Below are 25,018 nucleotides of genomic sequence, written 5' to 3' on the forward strand. Positions count from 1 at the left end.
CCGGCTTAATCAATAGGCGATCTTCTTCATGTAGCGCCGTGCCTCGAGCATCTCATGCTGGCGCAGATCGGCGATTTTATAGGCGAAACGCCAGAGCGTATCGAAGAAGATCAGCGGCACGACATTGCCCCGGAACCGAGGGTCGATACCAGAGAGGTCGAGCTTTTCGGCATCGAGGACCAGGATGTTCTCCGCCGAGCCGAAGCGGTGCAGGAACTCGTCGGCGCGCTCCTCGAGGGGCCGCGTGCTGTCGAGACCCTTCATCAGGATGAAGGCACGATCCTTGTCCACCACCTCGAAGGGGCCGTGAAAGAATTCATTGGCATGGATCGCCTGGCTGTTGATCCATTGCATTTCCATGAGCACGCAGATTGCGAAGGAATAGGCCGCGCCGTAATTGGCGCCGCTGGCAACCGTATAGATCACGTCCTTCTTGGCGAGCCGTGGGGCATAGTCCTCGAACATCGGTGCGAAGGCGGCCTGGGCGCCGTCGATGGCCGGTTGCAGGGCAAAAAGGCTTTCGATCAGCGACTCAGTCAGATCCTCGCCGCCGGTCAAGGACACAAGGCCCATGACGATCTGGTAGATGCGCGAATAGTTGCTGTTCCTGGCGTCGATCGCCACGCCGGTCGTGTAGGGAGCCTCGAAGCCTACGACATGATCGACCGCCCTGGCGAGCGGGGAAGCGGGCTCCATCGTCAGGCCGATGGTCATCGCGCCCTTCGACCGGGAGAACTCGGCGGCGGCGGTAGTCTCCCTGGTGGTGCCGGTCATCGAGCAAAGAACGACCAGAGAATTCCTGTCCAGCGAGCGCGGCGCGCGGGCGACGAACTCGGCGGCGTTATAGACGTCCGAGGGCAGCGACGCATGCTGGTCGAAGAGGAATTTGGCCGGATGCATGATCGACAGCGAGCCGCCACAGGCGACGAAGAACACATGCTTTACCGCTTTTAGATCGAGTGCGGAAAGTACTGCGGTGACGCCGGGATCAAAGGCGGAGGGGAGGGACATGGCTCTTACCTTTCTGTATAACGTCATAATACGTATTATATCCTTCGTATTCCCGTCAAGCGGGCTTGACACCGCCCGAGGAATCTTGCGAACGTTCTCACATCTTGAGCTTTAACGCATTACTGTTGCACTCGGCAAAGGCTGAACGTGGTCCAGACTTACGACACCGTCGTCGTCGGCGGCGGCATCATCGCGGCGGCCGCGGGCGAACATCTGACGGCGGCGGGCTATCGCACGCTGCTCGTCGAGCGCGACGACTACGGCTCCGGCACGTCCAGCAAGACCTCGCGGCTGCAGCATTGCGGGCTAGGCTATCTCTCCGCCGCCAGCAGATCGATCGCTGCTTTCCTGGCCCGGCCGTCCGGCGCGATCGAGTGCCTCAGCCTCATGCGTCGCGCCATGCAGGGGCGGGCGGAGTTTGTCCGCGCCGCGCCGGAACGGTTAAAGCCCGTCACCTTCATCGTTCCACTGACGCGCGAGAATGCCATTCCTGGCTGGAAGGCCCGGCTCGCCTTCAAGCTGATGGCGGCGAGCGACGGCGGAGAGGTTCCGTTGGACCTTCGCATTCTATCCGCGGAAGAGGCGCGAGCGGATGCCGCTCTCAAGGGAATGGAAATCGAAGGCCTTCACGGCGCGATGAGCTTCACGGAATACCAGTATCATTGGCCCGAGCGCATCGTGGTCGATGCAGTGATGAGGGCGCGCACGATTGGCATGGAGGCCCTGAATCATACGGCGGTGACCGCGCTTTCGCGCGAGAATGATTTGTGGCGGGTCACACTGAACTCGCCGGAAGGAATTCGTGATGTGGCGGCGCGCGCTGTGGTGAATTGCGCGGGCGCCTGGGTCGACGAGATCACCGCGCTGGCTGGAGCGGGGCACATTCGCAAGAACGCCGGCGAAAAGGGCACGAATATCGTTGTCCGTCTGCCGGATAATCTGAGCGGCATCGGCTTCCAGACCGTCACGGCCGCGGGCGCCCCCTTCTACCTGATCCCATGGGGTGAATTACACTATGTCGGCCCTTGGGATTGCCCCTGTGATGGCAGGCCCGAAGGGTTTCGTGCCAGCGAGACGGAGATCGCCGCCATTCTGGATCAGTTGGGCCGGCTGTTTCCGGGCCTGAGGCTCAGTCGCGACGATGTGCGCTATTCCTGGGCAGGCGTGCGGCCGCGCAGCCTTGCTCGAGGCGGCAAGGGGTCGGGACCGGCGGTGCTCGAGCACGATCTTACCGAGGAAGGTCTGCCGAACGTCTTTCTCTTCACCGGCGGGCTGCTGATGACCCACCGCGATGCCGGACGGCGGCTGACGCGCGCGGTCGCCCGCCGGCTGAAGCCGTCTGGATGTCCGCGCCCGCTCCGTCGCGCATACCCGCCGGTGACGGACATGGACCGCGTATCGGAAGCCTCGGTCGCCCATGCGGTGCTCAATGAGCAGGCCCGCACGCTTTCGGATATCCTGCGCCGCCGCCTGTCTGTGGGGTGGGAGCCGGATCTCGGCGTCAGCCATGCCGAAATGGCCGCAGAGTTGGCCGCGCCGCATCTTAGCTGGACGTCGCGGGAAAAGGCGATCCAGATTGCCCGGTTCCGGGAGGAGGCGGTCACTCAGTTCGGCCTGCGCTTACCTGCTGCCGATCCCTAACAGACCAGCGTGATGGTTTTAATTGTATTGCGTGAGAAAACGCTCTCACAAAACAGGCGTTGAACCGGGTTGAATGACCAGGCGGAAGCCCCCAGCGGAAGAAATGCAATGGCACTCGACGAGCGCAACATCAGCGTGATGAATTTCCATTATATCCGTCATACGGTGGATCGTTTTCTGCACGATGTCTGCGAGGCGGGCGTGTCGCGCATCGAGCTCTGGGCCGCCGCCCCGCATTTCTACATCGGTGACAAGACGCTCGCCGACGCGCGGGCGCTTGGGCAGAAGCTGCGCGGCATGGGACTCGACATTGTCGCGTTCACCCCGGAGCAGTGCATCTATCCCATCAACATCTCGGCAAAGGAGCAGGAGCTGCGCGACCGTTCGGTGCGCTACTTTCTGGAGTCGATGGAATTTGCTGTCGAATGCGGCGCGCCGGCCCTGCTGGTGACGGCCGGAGGCGGTTATCGCGACGAGCCAGCCTCGGAGGCGCTGGAGCGCTGCGTCGATTCCATGGCTCTCCTTTGCGACCGCGCGCAGAAACTCGGGATCGACCTGTGGATGGAATCTCTGCCGGACTCCTTCGCCAATATAGTCCGCTCGGCAAAGGAACTCCGCGCATTGATGGACCAGCTGGCAAGCCCTGCGCTGCATGCTGTCTATGATGTGGCGGGTGCGGTGATGACGCGTGAGCAGCCGGAGGATTATTTCACCCATCTCGCCGGCCGCGTCGCGCATGTCCATTTCACCGATTCGGACGCTGCCGGTAGCCATCTAGCCTGGGGCGAAGGCATCATCGATCTCGACAAGCTAGTCGGCTATCTGCGCAGCCAGAACTACGAGGGCTCGCTGACGATCGAACTCACCAACTGGAAATACAATGTCGATCCTACCCCACCGCTGAAGCAATGCGTGCAGGCCATGCGCAAGGCCCTCGGCCGGGCATAAGGTAGCGCGACATGATGGTGGAGGAAAGGGCCTTCAGCGGACCGGCCGCTTCGACCAGTACCGATCCGCTGCTGCGCCCGCTGCGACTTGGCCGGCTTACCCTGCGCAACCGGATCATGAGCACCAGCCACGAGACTGCTCTCGACGAGAGCGGCTATCCGCTCGAGGCCTATCAGCGCTATCACGAAGAGAAGGCGAAGGGCGGCCTTGCGCTAACCATGTTCGGCGGTTCTGCCCGCATCTCCGCCGATACGAGCTGGGGCGGCACGCAGCTCGACGTATCGCACGATGCGATCATTCCGGTGTTTGGGGCATTTTCGGAACGAATCCATCGCCATGGCGCGGCAGTGATGTGCCAGATCTCGCATGTCGGCCGGCGTGCCAACGCGACGGTCGGCGCCTGGCTCCCCGCACTCGGCCCCTCCCACTCCCGAGAGGACTACAACCGCAGCTTCGCCCATGAGATGGATCGCCACGATATCGCGCGTATCGTGCGTGAGTTTGGCCAGGCCGCCCGGCGGGCGCGCGAGGGCGGGCTCGACGGCATCGAGACCATGACCGGCGGCCATCTCATTGGGCAGTTCCTTTCGCCGCTGGTCAATCGCCGCAGCGATGAATTCGGCGGCTCGCTGGAAAACCGAATGCGGTTCCTCCGCATGGTCTATGAGGAGATCCGCAGTCAGGTCGGGGCGGACTATCCGCTCGGCATCCGCTACACGATCGATGAGGACCATGCCGAGGGCCTGAGCTTTGCCGAGGCGGTCGAAGTCGCCAATGTGCTGGAGGGTGAGGGGCTGGTCGATTTCTTCAACTGCATCTTCGGCCGATTCGACACCCGCCTGAACCTCCTTGTCTACAATATTCCCGGCATGTCGGCGCCGTCAGCGCCGTGGCTTGGCCAAGTTGGAGCATTCAAGGCGGAAACAGACCTGCCCGTCTTCCACGCCGCCAAGATCGCCGACGTCGCTACGGCGCGCTATGCGATAGAGCAGGGGCTGGTCGACATGGTTGGCATGACGCGGGCTCACATGGCGGATCCGCAGATCGTCAACAAGCTGCAGTCGGGCAGGCAAGAACAGATCCGTCCATGCGTTGGCGCTTCGCACTGTCTCTATCGTCCGGTGCATTGCATCCACAATCCGGCAACGGGCCGCGAAACCTGGCTGCCGCAGGTGATCGAGCGCTCGCCGAATGCGGGACGCAAGGCGGTCGTCGTGGGCGGCGGGCCGGCAGGGCTGGAGGCAGCGAGGGTGTTGGCTGAAGGTGGGCATAATGTCGTGCTGTTTGAGGCCGCCGATCGGCTTGGCGGGCAATTGGTGCTGGCCGCAAAGGCCCGGCTACGCCGCGACCTGATCGGCATCGTCGACTGGCGGATTGCCGAGCTTGAGCGCCTCGGTGTGGATGTCCGGCTCAATGTCTATGCTGAAGCGCCGGACATTCTTGTCGAAGCGCCGGATCTCGTTCTCGTCGCCACCGGCGGCATTCCGGACTTCGGTCCGATTTCGGGAAACGAGCTTTGCCTCAGCGTCTTCGACGCTCTCGGCAATCCCGCGCAAGTGGCTGACGACTTGCTGATCTATGACGCGACCGGACGCCATCCTGCTGCCTCGGCCGCCGCGGAGATCGCGGCAATGGGCAAGGCGGTGACTTTCGTTGCTCGCGATCCTTCGGTCGCGCCGGAGATGGAGCATCATTCGAGCATAACCTACCGCAGGGCGCTCGCCGAGCACGATGTCGCGATCCTGCTGGAGTACGAACTCGTGTCCGTCAGTGCGCGAGACAGGCGCCGGGAAGTGGTTTTGCGCCACCTGCTTACCGGTCGCGAGAGGCACGTGATCTGCGCCCAAGTCGTAGTCGAGCATGGCACGATCCCGGTGAACGATATCTTTGACGCATTGCGTCCCCTCTCAACAAACGATGGGGTCACAGAGATCGAAAGTCTGACCGGCTCAGCTCCTTTGCGCGGGCGACCGGCCTCCGGTTTCGAACTTCACAAAATCGGCGATGCGGTCAGCAGCCGGTCGGTTCATGCCGCGATGCTGGACGCCTTGCGCCTCGGCATACAATTTTGATGTCCGACAGTAGCTGGTCTTTTCGGTCGGATCCAGCGTTCTCCGGTTGGCCCGGCTCTTTATGCGACGCGGCAAACCGTTTGCGCGCGAACACATCGATTATTCCAGCCTGCAGCTTCAGTCACACAGTGTCCTAGAGGTTCGCCAGTGGGGTACTTCGTCGGGGTTGTCGGTACCGCATGCCTCCGTTGGCGGTGTTCTCAGGACGGCGGCAACCCTTCCCGGAATCGGTCGAGCTTCTCTCGTCCTTTTTCGGCCATTCACACGGGGGGTCCTTTAGCTGCGGCTACTTCGTTGTCCCGAGCCGGTAGTTAATCTCTTTCATCGTCATTGGGTTCGCCAGACCATACGAGAGAATACAAAGAAAACGGGTTGGCGAACCAGCCGCTAACATATTGATTTCCTGTAGAGAACGACGACCCTCAGCGACTGACATAATCCTTATTCGCCAATAGCTTACGAGGCGGTTCGCCGAAGTCGATTCAAGAAGCTTAGTCTATGCGTTCGCAGATCGCATTTGGCATCTACGGAACGGCAGCTTAGCTCCCAAGGTCAGACATTCAGCCTGGTTGAGCTCAGGCCAACGGCAGCTTTGCATCTGTTGCCAGCCATTCCAATGAGCATTCCGGTAGCTCTTAGCCGTAGCATCGTTAGGCCCCTACGCGCAGGCAGGTCCGAGCGCCGCGAGGTGCAAAATCTATTCAAGTCCGGTCAGTTCGGTCAGACGCAAGGACGAAGTTATATTCCACATCCCAAAACGGCCCGGCAAAGCTTAACCCCTCTGATGCGCTTGGGTCCGTCACCCACTTGAATTCGGCAAGCAGGCTTTCTTTAACGCCGAAGACTGCATCCGAATTGATGTAGGGGTCCTCGGGGTCGAAGATGTGGGTGGTCAGTGTGTGGAAACCGTCAGCTTTGAGAATGAAGTGAAGATGCGCCGGACGATAAGGATGTCGGCCGAGCGTCTGGAGCAGCTTCCCGACCGTGCCGTCACTCGGGATAGGGTAGAATCTCGGCTTCGCCGCACGGAACCAGTAGCGGCCGTCCGCGCCGGTGCGGAACACCCCGCGGAGGTTGAAGTCGGGCTGAATACCTTTTTGCTGTACGTCGTAGAAGCCTTCGTCATTAGCCTGCCAGACATCTAACAACGCATTGGCCACCGGGCTACCTTCGGTGTCGAGGATGCGGCCATGGATCACCATGTCCTCGCCCTTGGCATCCAGACAGATGTTGGCGCCCATCGGCAGCTCTGGCGCGTTCGCGACGTGAAAGGGACCGAGCACCGTGGATTCCGAGGCGCCAGTGGGCTTGCGGTTGTTGATAGCATCGACCAGCATCGACACGCCGAGGACGTCCGACAGTAAAATGAATTCCTGCCGCCACTCGTTGCAGAGCTGGCCTGTCCGGGTCAGGAAAGTGATTGCCTGCATCCATTCCTGCTGCGTCGGCTCGATCTCCTTCACCGCCTCGTGCAACTTGCGAGTGATAACTTCCATTACCTGCTTCATGCGCTCGTCCTTGGCTTTGTCGTTGCGGGCGATCACGACCTCGAACGAATTCTCCTCAGTGAAGAAACCTTTTTCGTATTCATCCATTTTTCGCCTCCCGGTGAAGCTCAACGCGTGGAATGCGCGCCCCTACCATGTGCCCTGCAGAAGTGAGCAGATAGACACGCGATCGATTGTCGCGTTGGGTAGGCTTTCGTCGCGATATCGGCCGCCTGATCAAGGTCGCTCTTCGTCAATCTCACGCCTTCTTGCTGGTACCAAAAGTCAGACGCGTTGACCGATCCAAGATTTGAGGCAAATATCTGCTGCCAGCTCTTCCTTGGAGCTGTCGTCTCAGCGAGGCAGGTACCGACGAGGGCATGACCACGAAGATCGCCGATAGCCTGAATGCTCGGATCGCCGCCATCCTTCGGCGACCAGCCAGCAGCATGTGGATGTTGTTTTTCCTTATCGCCGTAGTTTTTTACATTGCCATCAATGTTTATCTGACTGTCTAAAAGCCAGTACAAGCGCTCTTGCAGATCGATGGCACGTGCCGGCCCTCATCTCGGCAACCACTGGAAAATACGTGAGCATGCTCGGCCATAGGAGCACTCTACCTGCGGTCGGCTTTCGGCCCCAAGGCTTCGATGAGGAGTCCAACGTTCTCAGGCTTCGCTTCAAGTCTTCCCTTCTCGATTTCGACGGCAAGTTCCACAACCCGTCTGTTGACTGGAGCCTTTTGTCCGTGTGCCCTGAGCACGTCCACAACCCAGCCATTCACCTCTTGAACCTCGGCGCGGCGGCCCTTTCGCCAATCTTGTAACGACGTGGTCAGCGTGTCCGGCTTGGAAAAGGTGGTGAGGACCTCTTCGAAGATTCGGTCGACATAGCGTTCGGGATGGTTTGTGGTCACTGGCGGCATGCCAATGATCGGGATGATACTGGCGCCATCGGCTAGCGCGGCATTCATCGCCTCATAGCCCGCCGCCCGCATGACTTCGAGCATGCCCGGCGCCCTCGCTGCGTCTGCGAGTGGCAGATTGAGGATCGCCGACGGCAGCAGTTCAGCCGCATTCACCACCAGTTTCATCCATTTGGCGGAACGAATATCGTCGGTAACCTCGACCCTTCCGGCATTTCGCAGCAACTCGGCAACGACCTCCACGCGAGGTTGAGTGGCTTCATCGAGGGCGCCGAGGGCGAACCAGGAGGTGGTGCGGTCATTTTGCCGGTTGGTGATGCCGGGTGTAAACATGTTGGAGGCGATCTCGATGACCGCCCCTACGGTGCGCTCTTGGCCAACGACCTCGGCAATGTCTTCGTGCGTCATGCCGTTCTGAAGCCCAACGACAAGTCCGTCAGGGGCAAGGCAGGACGAGATCAACTGAGTGGCCCACTTGGTGTCGTAAGCCTTGACCACAAGGAAGACGAGGTCGAACGCTTCCTTGACCTCTGCAACCTGACACAGATGCAGCACCGGAACCTTGGCGTTTATCGTTTCAGCAGGCAGGTTGACCGTGACGCCATGCGCACGGATTGCCTCGACATGCGCAGGCCATTGCTCGATAAATGTGACGTCGAGGCCGGCAAGCGCGAAATCGGCTCCGATCGAAGCACCCTGGGCGCCCGTTCCCAAGAAAGCGATACGCGGTCCGCGACCCTCAATCCGCCTCATGATTGGCTCCTCCGTGGCAGAACGATCTCCTCTTGTCGTGGGGATCTTGAGAGCAGGCTCTGCCCACTGACGCGCGGATGCTCGATAGAAGATTCTCAAACTGAGAAAATTGCATCGCAATAGCTCCGGTTTTGTCTGGCAGATTCCTATCCTGACAAGATCGCGCCGATCACAGGCGTGGGAGGAATCGAGTTAGATCATGGCAGCTTCAAGAGCGGGCGCGCGACAGCGCAACGCCCTGTCGAACGACGATATCGGCATCGACAAACGACTTGAGATGTTCCAGCTCCAGGTCGAGATCAGGGATTGCGAGAAGAGGGCGTATGACCTCTTCCTTCAAAATCTCATCAAAGGCACGAGCCATCTGTCTCTAGGCCAGGAAGCTATAGCGGCGGCGTTCGGGGCCGCAATGCAGCCGGGCGACAAATCCTTTTGCACGTATCGCGGCCATGCCCACACGCTGGCGCGTGGCGTGGGTATGGAAAAGATGCTTGGGGAGTTGATGCTGCGCGACATCGGACTGATGCGCGGCAAGGGCGGATCCATGCATCTGACGTCAGTCGAGCATGGCGTGATGGGTTCCTACGCCATCATCGGCGGCCATCTGCCGATCGCATGCGGCTCGGCCTGGAGGGCGCAGTATCTCGGCGACCCGGATGTTGCCGTCTGCTTCTTCGGCGACGGGACCACCAATATTGGCGCTTTCCACGAGGCCCTCAATTTCGCCGTCGTGTGGAAGCTGCCCGTCGTGTTCGTCTGCGAGAACAATCTTTACATGGAATACACACCGATCGGCGATGTCACGGCGGTTCCGCATCCCGCGGGAGATCGCGCGAGCGCGTATGGGCTCCAGCGGATTGTCATCGACGGCAACGACGCCGACGTCGTCTACCGCAGCGCGCGGGCAGCGCTGGAAAAGGCCCGCAGCGGCGAGGGGCCTTCACTGATCGAGTGCCTTACCTATCGCCACTCCGGCCATTCGAGGGCCGATCCCGCCAAATACCGGCCCGAGGGCGAACTCGAACGTTGGCTGGAGCGCGATCCTCTCAAGATCTATCGGCAGCGCCTCATCGATTTCGGTATCCCGGCGAACGAGATTTCCCGCATTGAAGAGCGAAGCCGGGAAAAGGTCGACGAAGCCACGGCCGCTTGCAAGGCTTCTCCGCCTGCGCCCGAAACGCTCCTCACCGCTGATGTTTATGACGATGGAGGCTGGGCGTGGCGGAACTGACATACCGCGACGCGGTCGCGCGCGCCATAGCGCAGGAAATGCGCCGAGACGAGCGGGTCGTGTTTCTTGGCGAGGACGTCGCCAAGGCCGGCGGAGTTTTCAAAGCCACTATCGGACTTCTCGAAGAATTCGGCCCACGCCGGGTGCGCGACACGCCGATATCGGAGCAGGCAATTCTCGGCGCGGCGATGGGCGCGGCAATGACAGGGCTGCGTCCGATCGCCGAGATCATGTTCTCGGACTTCATGGCAGTGTGCTTCGACTACGTGGCCAACGAATTTCCCAAGACGCGTTACATGACGAACGGCCAATTGTCGGTGCCACTTGTGGTCCGCACCGGCAATGGCGGCGGCGTTCGGTTCGGCGCGCAGCATTCGCAGTCGATCGAGAATTGGTCGATGATGATCCCAGGTCTTAAGGTCGTGGCTCCATCCTCGCCGGTCGACGTCGTCGGCTTGATGGCGGCGGCGGTGCGCGACAACAATCCCGTGATCTTCCACGAGCACAAGGCGCTCTATGCCGTAAAGGGCGAGGTGCCGGACGGTGAGATCGTTGACACGCTCGGCACCGCCAAGGTCCTCCGCTCGGGCAAGGATTGCACGATCGTCGCCCTTGCCATGATGGTGCCCAGGGCGCTGGAAGCGGCGAAGCGTCTTTCGGCGGAACACGGTATCGACGCCGAGGTGATCGACGTGCGCTGCCTGGTGCCGCTCGATACGCAGACCATACTGGGGTCGGTCGTGAAGACCGGAAGGCTGTTCACTGTCGAGGAAAATCCGCGACTGTGCGGCTGGGGCGCCGAGATCGTCTCGATCGTGGCGGACGAAGCATTCTGGGATCTCGACGGTCCCTGCGTGCGGATCACCACGCCGCACATTCCGCTGCCCGCTGCCGACCATCTTGAGGACATTGCCCTGCCGACGGCCGACCGCATTGTCGAACGCGTAAGCCGCGTCATGAACGGGGACTGAGATGGGCGCCAATGTCGTCATGCCACAACTCGGCGAGACCGTTGCCGAAGGCAGGATCGTTAGCTGGTTCAAGAAAGTGGGCGACACCGTCACAGCCGGCGAGCGCCTCTTCGAGGTCGAGACTGACAAGGTGACGATCGATGTCGAGGCCATTGAGGCGGGCACGATCACGGAAATCCGTGTCGGCGATGGCGCAACGGCACCTGTGGGTGCGGTTGTCGCCATCTTGGGCGGCGCGTCGGCCAGCGAGCCTCTCGCAACTCCCGAGGCTGAGAAGCCGATCGGCGACAAAGCCAGGGAGGTAGCCAAGGCCGCACCGTCACTCATTGCCTTCGAAGAGGTTCGCACATCGCGAGGCCTCTTCGGCAAGGCGCTGCAGGATGGCGTGCGCGTTACCCCTTTAGCGCGCCGACTGATTGCCGAGCAGGGCATCGACCTGAAAGGCTTGTTGGCCGACCGCAGGACCAAGGGTGTCGATCGCATCGCGATGAAGGATGTGCAGGCTTATGCTGCCGCACGAGGGGCGACCCAGCCAGTGTTGCCGCACCCCGCGCCCGCTGCCCCTGTGCCTCCGGTGCCGGTAAGCCTCCTCGTCGGCCCGCGGGACCAGGTCGTGGCTTACTCGAGCGTAAGGCAGAAGACAGCGGACCGTCTGGCCGAAAACTGGCGGACGATCCCGCACGTGTTTCAGGCGTTGGAGGTGGATTTCACCGGCATCGATACCGTGCGCAAGCTGCAAAAGGATGCCTTCAAGGCAGAGCATGGCCTCTCCTTGACGTTCTTGCCCTTCATTACCAAGGCTATTTCCGTCGTACTGCGCGAATACCCCGACATAAACGCCCGAACAGACGGCACTCGCCTCATTCGCTGCGCGGACATCAACATCGGTATTGCCGTCGATCTCTCCCATAAGGGCCTCGTTGTACCGGTGCTACACAATGCGGACGAACTGACGGTTCCTGGCATCGCCAGGCGCCTTGGCAGGCTGGTGGAGAAGGCGCGTGCCGGCAAACTCGGCGCCGACGATATGGCCGGCGGCACTTACTCGATCACCAACAACGGTGCGTTCGGTACCCAGTTCACAGCGCCGATCATCAACGCGCCGCAGGTCGCCATCCTGTCGAGCGACGCGATCCGGCTGCGCCCCGCAGTGGTTTCGACGTCGGCGGGAGACTTCATCGCTCCCCGAATGCTTGGAATGGTTGGACAGAGTTTCGACCATCGTGCCTTCGACGGCGCATATTCCGCGGCCTTTCTGTCCCGACTGAAGTCGGTGCTCGAAACACGAAATTGGGACCAGGAATTCGGCTGACGCGGCGCGGCATTCGGTGACCCGTTCGCGCTCGCCCTTTGCAAGCACAATCGGAGGAAATCGCCTTGAAGTATAACAGTCCACATTCCACCGCCGCCTATGGCGCCCAGGCAAAGGACTGGGAGCAGGGCATTGACTATCATCGGCTTTCCAAAGAGCGCCTGAGGCGGGCGCAGGAAGCGATCAAGTTCGCCGGGCTCGGCGGGGTGCTCTGCTTCCATTTTGACAACATCCGCTATGTCACCGCGACGCATATTGGCGAGTGGGCCAGGGACAAGTTTTTCCGCTACGCGCTGTGCCCCGCTGAAGGTTCCCCTTTCCTTTGGGATCCAGCACCTCCGGCAAAACGGATCTCGTCGCCGTGGATCGCCGACAACGTCGCGGCCCCGATCACCACCATGCAGGGCGCTATTCCACCGGGCATGAATGTCGCGCGCGACTTCGCCCGCCAGATCAAGAAGGCACTGGTGCATTACGGCATCGAGAAGGAACCGCTTGGCATCGACATTATGGAAATTGGCATGATCCGCGCGCTCGAGGCCGAGGGCATCGAGATCGTCGACGGCCAGCAGGCGCTTCTTGACGCGCGCGAGATCAAAACCGGTGACGAGATAGAACTATTGAAGATGGCTGCCGCCATGGTGGATGCCACCTACGTCGACATCGCACGCGCAATCCGGCCAGGTACCAAGGAAAATGAACTCGTCGCCATCGCCAATGACCGTCTGTTCCGGATGGGGTCGGAGCGCGTCGAATGCGTCAACTCGGTCTCGGGCCGACGCGGGCGGCCGCATTCCCATACCTTCTCGGATCGGATGATCCAGCCCGGCGACATGATCTTCCTCGACATCATGCATTCCTTCAACGGCTATCGCACCTGCTACTACCGCACCTTCATCTGCGGTGAGCCGAACAAGCATCAGATCGATGCGTACGAGACCGCTTCGAAATGGATCAGCGCCTCGATCGACTTGATCAAGCCGGGCATCACGCCCGATGAAGTTGCCGCCGTCTGGCCCGACGCGCACGAGTTCGGCTACCGCGATGAGGAAGAGGCATTCCTGCTGCAATACGGCCACGGCGTGGGCTTGTCGCTATGGGAAAGGCCAATCTTTTCCAAGCGCTTCCGCGGCCAGAACACGGCGCTGCAGGAAGGCATGGTCTTTGCTCTCGAAACCTGGAAGGGTGCCGAGGACGGCTCGGGTGCCGCTCGCATTGAAGAAGAGGTGGTCGTCACCAGGGACGGCTGCGAGATCATTACCAATTTCCCCTCGGACCGGCTGATCTCATGCGGCCTGCCGGGCTGCGAGGTGTTTTGATGCTCTCGAAGTTGAGGTCCTGAGATGCGAGGCGCCGGAGGCCGGACCCAAGCGCGGTTGCCGGTGACGCTTGTCACCGGCTTTCTCGGCAGCGGCAAGACGACAATGATCAATGCCGCTCTGAAGGCCCCGGAATTGCACAACACGGTTGTCGTGGTCAACGAGTTCGGCGAGGTCAGCCTCGACCATTCGCTGGTCGCCAATTCCAGCGACGCCGTTGTGGTGCTCGAAAACGGATGTCTCTGCTGCACCGTGCGCGGCGACCTCGTGTCGACACTCAATGAACTCTACCAGGCACGCATGGCGGGACGCATGCCGCCTTTCGACAATGTGGTCATCGAGACCTCTGGGCTGGCGGAGCCCGGTCCGGTGGTGCAGGCCTTCCTGTCGGAGCCGACGCTCGACGGCCTTTACCGCGTCGCGAGCATCGTTACCCTGGTGGATGCGGTCAACTGGGCAGAGACGCGCCAAAATCACGACGAAGCGGTGCGGCAGGTCGCTCTTGCCGATCAGATCCGCATCACGAAACTCGATCTTGCCGGGCCGGGTATCAAGGAGCAGTTGCCCAGCGTGCTCGCGCGTCTCAATCCGGCTGCCAAGATCGGACAGATGACTTGGGAGACTGCGGATATAGCGGCACTTTTGACGACAAAGGGGTTCGACGCAGCCGATCCAGGCGCCGATCCTCGGCCGTGGCTCTCACTGTCCCGCTATCAGGCAACCGAAGCCGCCCACGTGTCACAAGACGATTGCGGGCACGACCACGACCATGACGACGATCACGCTCATCATCATCTTGCGGCCAAGGACATCCAATCGTTTGTGCTATTAAGGGACGAACCGATATCGCGCGCCGAATTGCAGTTTCTGCTTGACGGCATCTCGCAGAACCTGGGGCCAAGCCTGCTGCGCGTAAAGGGTCTGGTCAATGTTGCGGAGGAGCCGGGCCGCCCGGCGGTCATCCAGGGCGCGCAGCACCTGCTTCATACCATGACCTGGCTCGACAAATGGCCCGACAAGGATGAGCGCACCCGCGTCGTCTTCATCACCCAGGGCATTCCACATGACAGTCTTCGCGAGGTCATAGAACTGCTGGACCGCCTGAGCGCCAGGACCTTCAAGGCGCGCGACAAGGCAAGGGCCATGCGGCAGTCTCCCGGCCGTCAGTAGTAGCCTGCTTCTCGCATGATCTTGTCGATGCGACCTTGCGCCCGCTCCAGCGCTTCCTGGTCGGAAATCTCTCCGGTAAGGGCCGCATAGATTTCGCAGCCGAGGATTTCCTCGACAAGGTGATATTCGGGGATAGGTGGGCGCTGCCAATTCTGCAGTTTGTTCTTCTTCGCGAGCCGGTCGACAAAGCGGACGATCGGTGTCGAGGCGGCTGCCTCCGGGTCCGCGCTGACAGAGAAACGTGGCGCCACCGGAAATCCGTTCTTCACATGCTCCTTCATTGCCGCCGGCGAGGCCATCCAGGAGATTGCCTCGAATGCCAGCTTGGCACGCTCCGGCGGCAGGGATTGGGGGATTATCAGCAGGAAACCACCGATAGGGCTGACGCTCGTGCCGCCTGGTCCGTGCGGGTGAGCCAGATATTCGACCTTGCGCTTCACAGCCGAGCGAATGTCATATTCGAAGCGTGCGGCGCGCATGGTCCAGGTGTAGGCCATGGCAGAATGGCCCGTCATGAAATACTCGAGTCCCCGATTCCAGTCGATATCGAGAATGTCCGGCGGCGAGATGGACAGCAGCCTGTGCATGAAATCCAGCGTCTTTCGCCCGGCTTCGGTGGCAAGGCGAGGCCGCATCTGTTCACCCGAGAGCTGCGAATAGTCCATGTAGAGGCGCGCGGTGGGAAGATTGATGACGGCACTGCCGCAGCAGCCCATGAAGAACATGAAGGAATGGGCGATGGGCATGCCACGCGCGGCATTCCAGACCACGCCATTGAGCCCGCGATGCGGCTGGTGCAACTGCCTGCCCACTTCTATCACGCGGTCGAAGTTGGTCGGAGCCTGCAGCTTGTAGGCCTCCAACAGATCCTTTCGGATGGCGAGCGTTTCGATCGTGCAGTAGATCGGCACGCCATACTGGATCTTGTTCCACGACCCGGTTGCCCAGATATTGGGGTGGAAATCGAGAGGATTGATCTCGCTTTTCTCCAGGTACTCAGTCAGGGGCCGACAGACATCGCGTGTGACCGCCTCACCGAGCCACGGCATGTTGACCGCGATCACATCGTACTTGCTGCGTTTCCTGCGCGCGTTCTCGAACACTTCCTCCTGAAGCAGAGGAAGCGGTACAAGCGTGAAGTTCTTTCTTGATGAAAGTTTCGCCCGGAAGTCCGACCACATGTCCCGCATCGAGGCGAAGTAGTTATCGTCGTGAAGCAGGAATTTGAGGTCCTCGCCGGCGTCCTGGCTGCTCGCCATTATCTCGAGGGGCGGGATGATCTGGCCTGCCAGGTAGGAGCCGCCGAAGTAGTAGTCTTCCTCGTCTCCGTTTCCTGATTTCAGTCCAAACGTCTCGGCCAGCAGCGCTTTGACCCTGCGAGCGTACTCCGTGAAATTCTCGATCATCCGGAGGCTGGGAACCAGATAGAACGTCCTCGATCCGGGCGTTTTCTCCTGCTTCTCGACCTCGCCCAGCTCAATCAGCCGATGGATGCGCCGCATGGCGCTTGCGAAGGGAACCTCGGCCGACTGCGCGAGCGACGACATGCTTACCGTCTGGCCGCGAAGATAGCTGCGCATGAGGAAGATAACCATGTTCCAGTTCTGGTCCGGCTCGGCGACCGGCAGGAGCTGGTCATAGGGTTTGCGCATCCGTTCCAGAAAGCTGATGATCCGCAAAAGCTCGTATTCGGTCATGTCTTCCGGGCCTCCCAACCGCCTGTCATTTTGTTGTCGACATGATGGCAATCAAAGCTCGCTTGCCTCGGCCCTCCCTGGGGGTTGCTTTCGCGGTATGGGTTGAGAGTTTCCTGCGGGCGGCTCGATGTCAGCGGCACCTTCGCGCGATGCATCCGCAACCAGCTCGAAGAACTGGATGTCGATGTCCTCCTGAAGGTAGTCGCTTCGGTTTTGCCAGAACCTTTGCGATTGAGGGAGGGCCCCGTTAACATCGAAATCGGTCTTGCTCAGCCATTGCTCGTAGATCATCAATCGACAAGCATCCCTGGGGTCGGCATGAAGTTGTATCGCCAAGCAGCCCGGGCTGGCGAGACTCGGGGCGATAACGTTTTGCAATGCATCGATCGTCTGCGCTAGCCGATCCGGCTGAGACCGAAGGAACGTGAGTACCCCGATCATCAAAGCCTCCCTTCCTTGATACTGGCATCCTAGGATCGCTGCCGCCTACCGCCGGGCGAATGATTCTCAAAATGGGAATCAAACACGACTTTTGGTCAGGCTTCCGGTTTACCACGAGGATAAAGCTGGGAGGAGATGGATCATGGCGATGGGAATATCCCAAGCCGTGGGATGGATAGGTCTTGGGAAGATGGGCCTGCCCATCTGCGGGCGATTGAAGGCTGCCGGACTGCGGGTGACAGTACTGGCGCGCAATGAAGACGGCGCGGCTAAGGCAGAGAAGGAAGGGTTTCCAACCTGCGGGAGCCTTAGCGAGCTTGCGGCGTGCGAGGTCATATTCTCCGCGGTTCCCGATGACGCGGCGCTGCTTGGGCTGTTGACCGAGGGGTTTCTTGCCGCACTCGGGCCGGCCCATATCTTCATCGACATTTCTACGGTGTCGCCGCAGGCTTCGGCCAAAGTCGCTCGTGAATTGGCGTCGACCGGGGCAGCATACATGCGTGTTCCGGTGTCCGGTTCAACGACCCATGCGGCCGCGGGTCAGCTGACAGCCATGGCCTCCGGACCCAAGTCCGCCTTCGATGAAGTACAACCAGTCCTGGCCGTCTTCTGCGCCAGACAATTCTATCTGGGGGCAGACGATCAGGCCCGTTATCTGAAGCTGGCGATTAATTCGATCCTTGCTGCCAACTCCGCCCTAATCGCGGAGGCGCTCGCGGTTGGCGAAGCGGGCGGATTGCAACGATCCGACATGCTTGAGGTGATGACGCAAAGCGCGATCGCCACCCCGCTGCTCGGCTACAAGAAAAACAGCCTAATCAGGGGCGAGTACCCTGCGGCGTTTTCGGTGAGCCAGATCATGAAGGACCTCGATCTCGTGCTTGAGGTAGCCCGCTCCGATCACATTTCCATTCCGGTGAATGCGATCGTCCGGCAACGTTTCGAGCAGGCTTATGTCGACGGGCTCGGTGCCGATGACTTCTTCTGTCTGTCCGGGGCGCCGAAGATGTAGCAGGCGCGATTCACGTTTACGCCGACTGCAAAACCTGGCCTATTCAGCAAACTACTCAAATGTCCCGACTGGAAGAGGCTGGACGTACGGCCATTTTTGACGCCTGACATCCTCGGCTCATCCTGCCTGCTTACGCGTGCGCACTCTTGGGCATCGCACGCCAGAGACGGTGAGGCGAGGTGTTCTCGTAGCCGAGCTTTTCGAAGCTTGCGATTTCCAGAATTTGGCCCCAGGGTGCACGGAAATAGATCCAGTGAAAACCGGCGAGCGGGCCGTCTTCGACCAGGTTGGGTCCGTCCAACATTTCTACCCCCTGCGCGCGAAGCCGTTCGGCCGAAGCGACGACATCGTCAACTTCGAAGCAAAGGTGCATCCCGCCAATCTCGGATGGGCGCCTTGGGGCCACGCGCTTGTCCTCGCCTTCATACTCGAAGAGCTCTACGCTTGTTCCCTCGCCGCAGCGCAGGAACACCAAGTCCCGGATGCGCGAGTGCGCCGATGCGCCCAGCTTGTTCTTCATGAAACTCTCATCGACATCAAAGGCGCCTGTCCGGAACACTTCGATCGCGCCGAAGATGGCCTTGAAGAATGCGATGCCTTCCTCGATGTCCGGCACCGTGATGCCGATATGGTGCATACCAAATACTTTTTCGGCCATGTTTGTCCTCCTGGTCGTTCGCGATCCGAGCATGAAAGGATCGCACCGTCGGGCATGTCGGCGGTTTGCGTTCCTCAGCGCGTCGCTCGTCTCTGCACCGTCGAATAGATCAGGGCAGCGATGACGATAAGGATGCCCTGGAACAGATATTGGTATGTCTGCGTCAGGCCGAGAAAGGTGGCGGCATTGAGAACCTCGGTGAGCAGAACAGCGCCCAGCACAGTACCTATGAAGGTCCCGCGTCCTCCCGTAAGGCTCGTTCCTCCGAGAACCACTGCCGTGATGCTCGAAAGCGTGTAGTTCACACCCTGGCGAGGGTCGCCGACACCAATCTGAGTCATCAGCATGATCGCTCCGAGCGCGGTCAAAAGCGAGCATGCGATATATCCGCCGATGAAAATGAGGTCGACGCGCGTGCCCATCCTTCGAGCGGAGTCTTCGTCGGAACCGACCGCCCTCAGGCGCCATCCGGCTTTGGTCCGCCTCAGAACCTGTTCGGCGCCGATGGCGATAGCCACGAGCACGAGGAACGCTACGGGAAACGGTCCCCACTGCCAGTTGATCCAATCCGTGGCCGTGCTGCTGATGTAGCCATCGGGGTTGTCGCGCAGCAGAAAACTGAAGCCTTGTATCGCGATGTACATGGCCAGCGTCGCCGCGATCGGCGTGAAGTTCGCGTAGCGTATCAGAATCCCGTTCACCGCACCTGTGATCAAGGCGCCGGCGAACATCAGCGCGAAGCCCGCGATCATCACGAAAGTCGACTTGTCGTCGTTGATGAAAAAGGAAGCCACGACCACCAGGAAGCCGGCGAGTGGCCCGACCGACAGGTCGATGCCGCCCATCAGCAGGGCGATGGTCTGCCCCAATGCGATGAAGCCGAGCGCCGTTGCCAGGAGGAAGATATTGTAGACGTTGTAGGCAGACAGAAAATTCTCATTCTGACTGTAGACATATAACCCGAGCAGGATGGTGACGAGAGCCAACGGCACAGCCGGAGCATTGTCAGTCTGCAGAAGGTGGCTAAAGGCGCCGTGCCTTGATGCGCGCGCATTCGAAACACTGTCGCCGCCATGCGTTTCAGCCCGGACGGCCGCGGCGACGATCCGCTCTTCGGTCACTTCGTCGCCCGTCAAGGTTTCGACGATCCGCCCGCGCGACATTACGACCACCTTGTCGCAGAGACCTTCCAGTTCGACCGCATCCGAAGAATTGACAACGACCGGGGTTCCCGCTTCCGAAACGCTGCGCAGGATACGGTAGATCTCGAAGCGCGCGCCGACATCGACACCCTGCGTCGGTTCGTCGGCAATGATGATGCCGGGATCTGACAGCAGCGCGCGCGACATTACCACCTTCTGCTGGTTGCCGCCGGAAAGCGACAGGATAGGCGCTTCCATGCTTGGCGTCTTGACGGCCAGCTCGCCGAAGATAGACCGGACCCGGCTGAGTTCTTCCTTCGAGCTGACTATGCCGGCGACCGCGAATTTCTCCAGCGCCGAGAAAGTCGCGTTCTCCCTGACGGTCAGTCCGCTCGCCACGCCTTCGACATGTCTGTCGGATGGCATGAAGGCCGCCTGGCGAAGCAAGTCGGCTTGAGTGGTCGCCTTGCCACGCAGGGATATCGTGCCACCGCCCGCCTCGAGGCCCGCCAGCACGCGCATGAGCTCGGACTGGCCGTTGCCAGCGACGCCGGCTACTCCAATAATCTGACCGTGCGGCACGTCGAAACTTATATCGTGAAGACCCTTCCCGCTCATGCCAGACGCTGAGAACGCCGTGTCCTTGCCAGAACCGTGCGATTTCGGCGGGAATGCGGATTCGAGCGTGCGTCCGACGATGAGGCGCACCAGATCCGTGTCGCTGATATCGTCAACTCGCGCGGCGCCGCGGATGCGACCGTCTCGCAAGACGGTGACGCGGTGGGCAATCTGGCGCAACTCAGCCAATCGATGTGTGATGTAGATGACAGAGGTGCCGGCCTTGACGACTTCACGGATGCGATCGAACAACATATCCGTCGCTTCCTGATCGAGAGACGCGGTGGGCTCGTCGAGAATGAGTGCCTTCGGTTTGAGCGCAAGCGCCTTGGCAATTTCGAGCAGATGCTTCTGGGCGACGGTGAGGCCCTCGGCGCGCATACGCAGAGGCAAATCCAGGCCAACGCTCGCCAATATGCTCTGGGCCGCCGCCTGCGGCCGGGAGCCGGAAAAAAGCGACGCGGGCAGCGCCATCCGCAGATTTTCCAGGACCGAGAGATCCTCGATTATGGCGGGATGCTGGAAGCAAGTGGCAATGCCGAGTGAGGCGGCCATTTCTGGCGTCATTTGTTGGATAGGCCGACCCTCGAAGCTGATCTCCCCCTCGCTTCGGGCAAGAGTGCCCGAAATAATGTTCATCAGGGTCGATTTGCCCGCGCCGTTCTCGCCCAGAATAGCATGTACCTCGCCAGTATAGAATTCGAGGCTGACATCGCGCAGCGCCGGGACGCCAGAAAAGTACTTGTATATGCCTGCCAGGCGGATCGTCACGTCGCCGTGGGTCACCGTCTCAGGCCTGGACGCCTCTATGCTTAGTGCCGCCATACCGCTGATCCAACCTTGCTAGCATTTGCCCGGAGGTTGCCCTCCGGGCGCTTGCCAATGTCTGTCGCCTATTTGCCGACGGCCTTGGCCTGGTCTTCAGCTGGGAGTTCCGAAGACAGGTAAATGGCTCCCGGTAGGTCCTTGCGGCATTGCACGGTATTCGGCTTGCCGGTCACCGAATCCTCGAAAGCCGGGGCTTTGAAGATCTGATCAGCCGGCGGCTTGCCGCCGGTAGCGAGCGCCACAGCCCACTGCACCGCGAGCCGGACGTTGTCGTTGCCGGTGGCGACAGTGAACAGTTTGAAATCCGGATTCTTCGCCTGGTTGTCCTGCCAGAAGCACCCGAGCGAGTTGCCGTCCGAAGTCGCCAGGGCCGGGATCGATTTGTTCTGCTTGTTGAACAGAGGCAGCGCGCCGACCAGCGATGGTCCGAAGTCGGAGACAATCACGTCGATCTTGGCGTCCTTGGCGATCTCTGCCGTAAGCACCTTTTGGGTGAGCGCCGGATCCCAGTTGGTCACCGCGAAAGGCTCCGGATTGACGAATTTATATTCCGGACCAAGAACTTTCTTCATCCCTTTCAGTTCGTCCAGGCCCTGACTGTTGCCCGCAGGGCCGGAAAGGAACAACAGGTTTCCGCCCTTGGGCAGGATGCTCTTGATCCACTTGCCCCAGGTCTCGCCGTCATCGACGAAGGACGAGCCGATGAACTTCGAATAATTCTTGCCTTCTTTGCCACCCACATCCACGCGATAGGGCACGATTACCTTGCCGGCCTTGAAGACGCTGGTAATGGCAGGGAGGACGGCGGGACCGGCGTCACCGAACACGACGAGTGCATCGACACCTTTCGCCGCCATGCTCTTGATGTCCGAAATGGATTTCTGTGTATCGCCTTGTCCGTCAGCGTATTCGTACTTCGTGATGCTGGGGCAGAGTTCGACGGTCTGCTTGCCGGAAGCCGTCGTCACCTGACGCCAGCTGTTGCCGCCGTAGCCGTCGAGCAGCGCGAGCGTGGCCTTCTTGGGCCCGCACCAGGAAGGCACTTCGGCGCGCGCGATGCTGGTGGATGCGAGCGCCATGAATGTGGCTGCCGCCGAGAATGCCAAGCTCTTCGCAAGAATTGAATATTTCATTGTTTTTCCTCCACATTTTTTGACCCAGTCGATTTCCTCACGTTTACCGTCCAGCGGATCGAGTAAACACCTATGCCAAAACCCAAGGCCAAGGCCTGGATGATGGTCTGAGCCGAAAACGGCACACCGACTGCCAGTGCGAATTGGCTCAATTGGTTCAGAAAAAAAGCGGATATGACCGTGGATATCGGATAGCCGCGCCCGCCAAGAAGGGAGGTGCCCCCTAGCACGACCACCGCAACGGACGGCAGCAGCAAACTGTCGCCCTGGAAGGCGGTCGGCTCGCGCGTGATGCCTGCGACCAGCACACCGGCCATGCAGTAGAGAAGCTGCGCATAGACATAGGCCATCATGCGGTGAATGCGCACGTTGAGGCCCGCGGCGCGACCGGCCAGCGGGTTGGCGCCAATTGCCTCGAACCTTCGTCCGACAACTGTCTTCTTCAGGACGAAGGATACGAGGGCCAGCGCGGCGAGCGCGAAGAAGATCGAGTTCGGAAGGCCAAGTGTTTCGCCGCCGGCGATCTCCGCGAGCAGGTTTGTGGTGATCGAAGGGACCCCGCCGGAGACGGCGAAGACGGCGCCGTAAAGCAGGGCGTTGGTGCCGATTGTGGCGATGATGGCATTGAGCCGAAAAAAGCTGACAAGTGTGCCGTTAAGGAAGCCGGCGGCCAGCGCAAATGCCATGGCCAGCAGGACGGCCTGGTAAAGCATGGCGTCGTTTTGCTGCGGGTAATGTGTTGCAACGACAACAGACAGCGACACTGCGCCCGGCAGCGACAGATCGAATCCGCCCTGTTGAACCACCAGCAGCTGACCGAGCCCGACAATGGCAATGATTGCCGCGAACGGCAGGCTTCCCGAAAAGGCGCCCAAGGAAATGCTTGAAGGCGCAAAAATCATGCACACAACGAGCAGCAGGAGCGTCGAGATGATGACTGTCACGAAGCTTCTGGCCAGCGTCATTGTGCTCACGATCGGCTGGGGAAGAGCATCTGGTATCGTCGGGGTTGCGTTCATTTTCAGTGCGCTCTCCCAAGCGCTAGGGCAGCACTTTGGCCGCGCGGAACTTGTCGAAGGCGTCGGTGAAGGACCGTAAGGAGTTCTGGTAGGCCGTGAAGCCCATGTCGCGGCTCTTGGTCATGTCGGTGAAGTTCTCGATGACGCGGCCGAGGTCGGCGTCGCTGTGCCACCAGGACACCACCTTGTTGAGCGGGTTCCGCTGAAGTCCATGTTTCGCGACAATCGCATCCCAGACCGGCTCCATGCCAGCCATCTGCTCTTCGAGGGGTTGGGCATGGCCGGGATATTCAGCCGTGGCGACGCCGAGATGCGAGGCCAGTTTCGGCCATAGCCAATTCCAGCGGAAAACCTCGCCATTGACGATGTTGAAAGCGTTGTTGCGTGCCGCGGGCTCGGTTGCCGCCCATAGGAGATGCTTGGCGATAATCCGGCCGTCGGTGACGTCGACTGCTGCCTCATATTGCTGTGGCGACCCAGGAAAAACGAAGGGGCGCCCGGTTTCCTTGCAGATCGCCGCATAGGCGCCAAGCGTGGCCGCCATGTTCATCTGGTTGCCGACCGCGTATCCAATCAACGTGTGAGGGCGATGCACCGACCAGCCGAAACCCTGGCGCTCGGCCGCGGCGAAAACCTCGTCCTCCTGATCGTAGTAAAAGTTCTGGTAGGCCAGCCGCGGCTGTTCTTCCCGGAAAGGCGTTACGGGCCTGGCCTTCGCATAGGCCTCGAAAGGCCCCATATAGTGTTTCAGCCCGGTCACCAGCGCGACGTGTCGCAACGGCTTCCCATCCATGGCCTGCAGCAGGTTGCGGACCATGCCGGCATTCACCCGACAGTTTTCCGCCTCGGTGGGCTGGCGCAGCCAGGTCGTTATGAAGACGTCGGTTGGGTCGATGTTGGCCAGAGCCTGCTTGACGGCACCTTCGTCGGTGAGGTCCACGGCTACGTGCGTGACGCCGCTGGGCAGGTCGTGCTTGTGACGGGAAATGCCGGTCACTATCCAGTCTTCCGCCGTCAAGCGCTCTGCCAGATGTCGGCCGATGATCCCGGAAACGCCGGCGATCAATGCATGGCGAGCCATCAGTTCAGTCCTTCCGTGCTGAGCGTTACCTTGATGCAGGCTTGCGGATTTTGGCCGAGGTCGAAGGCCTCGACCGCATCGGTAAGCTTGAAGTGGTGGGTCTGGATAGGCGACAGGTCGATGCCGGTCCGTTCCAGAAAGCGGATTGCGGCTGGCCAGACACCGGGCGAGCCGATGCAGCCGCGCACAGTGAGGTTCTTCATCTGGATGAGTCCGAGATTGGCGGGGATTTTCTGGCCTATATTGATGCCGACCATCGACATGCGCCCGTCCTGCGCGGCGTATTCGAACGCCGCAGCGAGCGAAGCGCTGTGGCCAGCGGCTTCAATCACCAGGTCGGCGCCGCGACCCTGCGTGATGTCCTTGATCCGGTCGGCTGCAGCGGACGGGTCGATCGCTTCCGTTGCGCCGAGCTTCAGCGCGACGTCGCGGCGGGTTTGGATCGGATCGACAACGACAACATTTGCTCCCATCCCAATCGCTGCAGCCGCCGATACAAGACCGATCGTGCCGCCGCCGGAGACAACCACCGTCTCGCTGGCGTTGGTC

Annotated in this window: 21 protein-coding genes; 9 read left to right on the forward strand and 12 right to left on the reverse strand. The window is 60.6% G+C overall.

Features of this window, described 5'->3' with window-relative positions:
- Positions 1–9 precede the first annotated feature (9 nt).
- Positions 10–1,011: an SIS domain-containing protein gene (locus EOA23_RS04010; RefSeq protein ID WP_127302962.1), complete on the reverse strand. Its 1,002-nt coding sequence runs from the start codon at positions 1,009–1,011 to the stop codon at positions 10–12.
- A gap of 147 nt (positions 1,012–1,158) precedes the next feature.
- Here EOA23_RS04010 and EOA23_RS04015 point away from each other — a divergent pair, with 147 nt between their 5' ends.
- The 3 genes from EOA23_RS04015 to EOA23_RS04025 all read left to right on the forward strand — a co-directional run bounded on the left by EOA23_RS04015 (position 1,159) and on the right by EOA23_RS04025 (position 5,672).
- Positions 1,159–2,652: an FAD-dependent oxidoreductase gene (locus EOA23_RS04015; RefSeq protein ID WP_127302963.1), complete on the forward strand. Its 1,494-nt coding sequence runs from the start codon at positions 1,159–1,161 to the stop codon at positions 2,650–2,652.
- Between the two features lie 108 nt (positions 2,653–2,760).
- Positions 2,761–3,600, forward strand: coding sequence for a sugar phosphate isomerase/epimerase family protein (locus EOA23_RS04020; RefSeq protein WP_127302964.1), 840 nt, complete (start codon positions 2,761–2,763; stop codon positions 3,598–3,600).
- Positions 3,601–3,614: 14 nt separating this feature from the next.
- Entirely contained in the window at positions 3,615–5,672 is a 2,058-nt protein-coding gene (locus EOA23_RS04025) for an FAD-dependent oxidoreductase (RefSeq protein WP_189341491.1), read from the forward strand.
- Positions 5,673–6,373: 701 nt separating this feature from the next.
- Here the strand turns inward: EOA23_RS04025 and EOA23_RS04030 are convergent.
- The 3 genes from EOA23_RS04030 to EOA23_RS04040 form a co-directional block, all read right to left on the reverse strand.
- Positions 6,374–7,267 carry an intradiol ring-cleavage dioxygenase gene (locus tag EOA23_RS04030; protein ID WP_127302966.1) on the reverse strand — a complete coding sequence of 298 codons (894 nt, stop codon included), beginning with the start codon at positions 7,265–7,267 and terminating at the stop codon, positions 6,374–6,376.
- 20 nt (positions 7,268–7,287) lie between these two features.
- Positions 7,288–7,689 (reverse strand): hypothetical protein, encoded by a 402-nt coding sequence (locus EOA23_RS04035; protein ID WP_127302967.1) that lies wholly within the window; start codon positions 7,687–7,689, stop codon positions 7,288–7,290.
- An 86-nt stretch (positions 7,690–7,775) separates the two neighbouring features.
- Entirely contained in the window at positions 7,776–8,837 is a 1,062-nt protein-coding gene (locus tag EOA23_RS04040; RefSeq protein ID WP_127302968.1) for a 2-dehydropantoate 2-reductase N-terminal domain-containing protein, read from the reverse strand.
- Positions 8,838–9,114: 277 nt separating this feature from the next.
- Here EOA23_RS04040 and EOA23_RS04045 point away from each other — a divergent pair, with 277 nt between their 5' ends.
- The 5 genes from EOA23_RS04045 to EOA23_RS04065 all read left to right on the forward strand — a co-directional run bounded on the left by EOA23_RS04045 (position 9,115) and on the right by EOA23_RS04065 (position 14,840).
- Positions 9,115–10,068 carry a thiamine pyrophosphate-dependent dehydrogenase E1 component subunit alpha gene (locus EOA23_RS04045; protein ID WP_245473988.1) on the forward strand — a complete coding sequence of 318 codons (954 nt, stop codon included), beginning with the start codon at positions 9,115–9,117 and terminating at the stop codon, positions 10,066–10,068.
- Entirely contained in the window at positions 10,056–11,039 is a 984-nt protein-coding gene (locus EOA23_RS04050) for an alpha-ketoacid dehydrogenase subunit beta (RefSeq protein ID WP_127302970.1), read from the forward strand. The genes EOA23_RS04045 and EOA23_RS04050 overlap by 13 nt, the downstream gene beginning before the upstream one ends.
- A 1-nt stretch (position 11,040) precedes the next feature.
- Positions 11,041–12,351 carry a dihydrolipoamide acetyltransferase family protein gene (locus EOA23_RS04055; RefSeq protein WP_127302971.1) on the forward strand — a complete coding sequence of 437 codons (1,311 nt, stop codon included), beginning with the start codon at positions 11,041–11,043 and terminating at the stop codon, positions 12,349–12,351.
- Between the two features lie 65 nt (positions 12,352–12,416).
- Positions 12,417–13,670, forward strand: a complete 1,254-nt coding sequence (locus tag EOA23_RS04060; protein WP_127302972.1) for a Xaa-Pro peptidase family protein — start codon at positions 12,417–12,419, stop codon at positions 13,668–13,670.
- Positions 13,671–13,733: 63 nt separating this feature from the next.
- Positions 13,734–14,840 (forward strand): GTP-binding protein, encoded by a 1,107-nt coding sequence (locus tag EOA23_RS04065; protein WP_189341489.1) that lies wholly within the window; start codon positions 13,734–13,736, stop codon positions 14,838–14,840.
- Here the strand turns inward: EOA23_RS04065 and EOA23_RS04070 are convergent.
- Together EOA23_RS04070 and EOA23_RS04075 are read right to left on the reverse strand one after the other, a co-directional pair.
- Positions 14,834–16,537, reverse strand: coding sequence for an extracellular solute-binding protein (locus EOA23_RS04070; protein ID WP_127302974.1), 1,704 nt, complete (start codon positions 16,535–16,537; stop codon positions 14,834–14,836). The genes EOA23_RS04065 and EOA23_RS04070 overlap by 7 nt on opposite strands.
- Before the next feature lie 51 nt (positions 16,538–16,588).
- Entirely contained in the window at positions 16,589–16,978 is a 390-nt protein-coding gene (locus tag EOA23_RS04075; RefSeq protein ID WP_127302975.1) for an antibiotic biosynthesis monooxygenase, read from the reverse strand.
- A gap of 142 nt (positions 16,979–17,120) precedes the next feature.
- Between EOA23_RS04075 and EOA23_RS04080 the strand changes: the two genes are divergently transcribed.
- Positions 17,121–17,990 carry an NAD(P)-dependent oxidoreductase gene (locus EOA23_RS04080; RefSeq protein WP_127302976.1) on the forward strand — a complete coding sequence of 290 codons (870 nt, stop codon included), beginning with the start codon at positions 17,121–17,123 and terminating at the stop codon, positions 17,988–17,990.
- 130 nt (positions 17,991–18,120) lie between these two features.
- Here EOA23_RS04080 and EOA23_RS04085 read toward each other — a convergent pair whose 3' ends face one another.
- The 6 genes from EOA23_RS04085 to EOA23_RS04110 form a co-directional block, all read right to left on the reverse strand.
- Positions 18,121–18,648, reverse strand: coding sequence for a VOC family protein (locus tag EOA23_RS04085; RefSeq protein ID WP_127302977.1), 528 nt, complete (start codon positions 18,646–18,648; stop codon positions 18,121–18,123).
- A gap of 74 nt (positions 18,649–18,722) precedes the next feature.
- Positions 18,723–21,194: an ATP-binding cassette domain-containing protein gene (locus EOA23_RS04090; protein WP_210212466.1), complete on the reverse strand. Its 2,472-nt coding sequence runs from the start codon at positions 21,192–21,194 to the stop codon at positions 18,723–18,725.
- A 107-nt stretch (positions 21,195–21,301) separates the two neighbouring features.
- Positions 21,302–22,315, reverse strand: a complete 1,014-nt coding sequence (locus tag EOA23_RS04095; protein WP_210212467.1) for a substrate-binding domain-containing protein — start codon at positions 22,313–22,315, stop codon at positions 21,302–21,304.
- Between the two features lie 50 nt (positions 22,316–22,365).
- The gene (locus tag EOA23_RS04100; RefSeq protein WP_210212468.1) at positions 22,366–23,388 is read right to left on the reverse strand and encodes an ABC transporter permease; all 1,023 of its coding nucleotides are present in this window, start codon (positions 23,386–23,388) and stop codon (positions 22,366–22,368) included.
- A gap of 22 nt (positions 23,389–23,410) precedes the next feature.
- On the reverse strand, positions 23,411–24,469 hold the full coding sequence (locus EOA23_RS04105) for an SDR family oxidoreductase (RefSeq protein WP_127302980.1): 1,059 nt from the start codon (positions 24,467–24,469) through the stop codon (positions 23,411–23,413).
- Positions 24,469–25,018, reverse strand: a 550-nt coding sequence (locus EOA23_RS04110) for a zinc-binding dehydrogenase (RefSeq protein WP_145966396.1), incomplete at its 5' end; no start/stop codon positions are given. The genes EOA23_RS04105 and EOA23_RS04110, both read right to left, overlap by 1 nt.

The organism is Mesorhizobium sp. M2A.F.Ca.ET.042.01.1.1 (assembly GCF_003997405.1).
Taxonomy (GTDB): domain Bacteria; phylum Pseudomonadota; class Alphaproteobacteria; order Rhizobiales; family Rhizobiaceae; genus Mesorhizobium.

Bases quoted from the DNA above. Each gene is read 5' to 3' on its own strand.
- EOA23_RS04010 (WP_127302962.1), bottom strand. From the start codon at position 1,011: ATGTCCCTCCCCTCCGCCTTTGATCCCGGCGTCACCGCAGTACTTTCC.
- EOA23_RS04020 (WP_127302964.1), top strand. From the start codon at position 2,761: ATGGCACTCGACGAGCGCAACATCAGCGTGATGAATTTCCATTATATC.
- EOA23_RS04025 (WP_189341491.1), top strand. From the start codon at position 3,615: ATGGTGGAGGAAAGGGCCTTCAGCGGACCGGCCGCTTCGACCAGTACC.
- EOA23_RS04030 (WP_127302966.1), bottom strand. From the start codon at position 7,267: ATGGATGAATACGAAAAAGGTTTCTTCACTGAGGAGAATTCGTTCGAG.
- EOA23_RS04040 (WP_127302968.1), bottom strand. From the start codon at position 8,837: ATGAGGCGGATTGAGGGTCGCGGACCGCGTATCGCTTTCTTGGGAACG.
- EOA23_RS04045 (WP_245473988.1), top strand. From the start codon at position 9,115: ATGTTCCAGCTCCAGGTCGAGATCAGGGATTGCGAGAAGAGGGCGTAT.
- EOA23_RS04055 (WP_127302971.1), top strand. From the start codon at position 11,041: ATGGGCGCCAATGTCGTCATGCCACAACTCGGCGAGACCGTTGCCGAA.
- EOA23_RS04070 (WP_127302974.1), bottom strand. From the start codon at position 16,537: ATGACCGAATACGAGCTTTTGCGGATCATCAGCTTTCTGGAACGGATG.
- EOA23_RS04075 (WP_127302975.1), bottom strand. From the start codon at position 16,978: ATGATCGGGGTACTCACGTTCCTTCGGTCTCAGCCGGATCGGCTAGCG.
- EOA23_RS04080 (WP_127302976.1), top strand. From the start codon at position 17,121: ATGGCGATGGGAATATCCCAAGCCGTGGGATGGATAGGTCTTGGGAAG.
- EOA23_RS04085 (WP_127302977.1), bottom strand. From the start codon at position 18,648: ATGGCCGAAAAAGTATTTGGTATGCACCATATCGGCATCACGGTGCCG.
- EOA23_RS04095 (WP_210212467.1), bottom strand. From the start codon at position 22,315: ATGGCGCTCGCATCCACCAGCATCGCGCGCGCCGAAGTGCCTTCCTGG.
- EOA23_RS04100 (WP_210212468.1), bottom strand. From the start codon at position 23,388: ATGAACGCAACCCCGACGATACCAGATGCTCTTCCCCAGCCGATCGTG.
- EOA23_RS04105 (WP_127302980.1), bottom strand. From the start codon at position 24,469: ATGGCTCGCCATGCATTGATCGCCGGCGTTTCCGGGATCATCGGCCGA.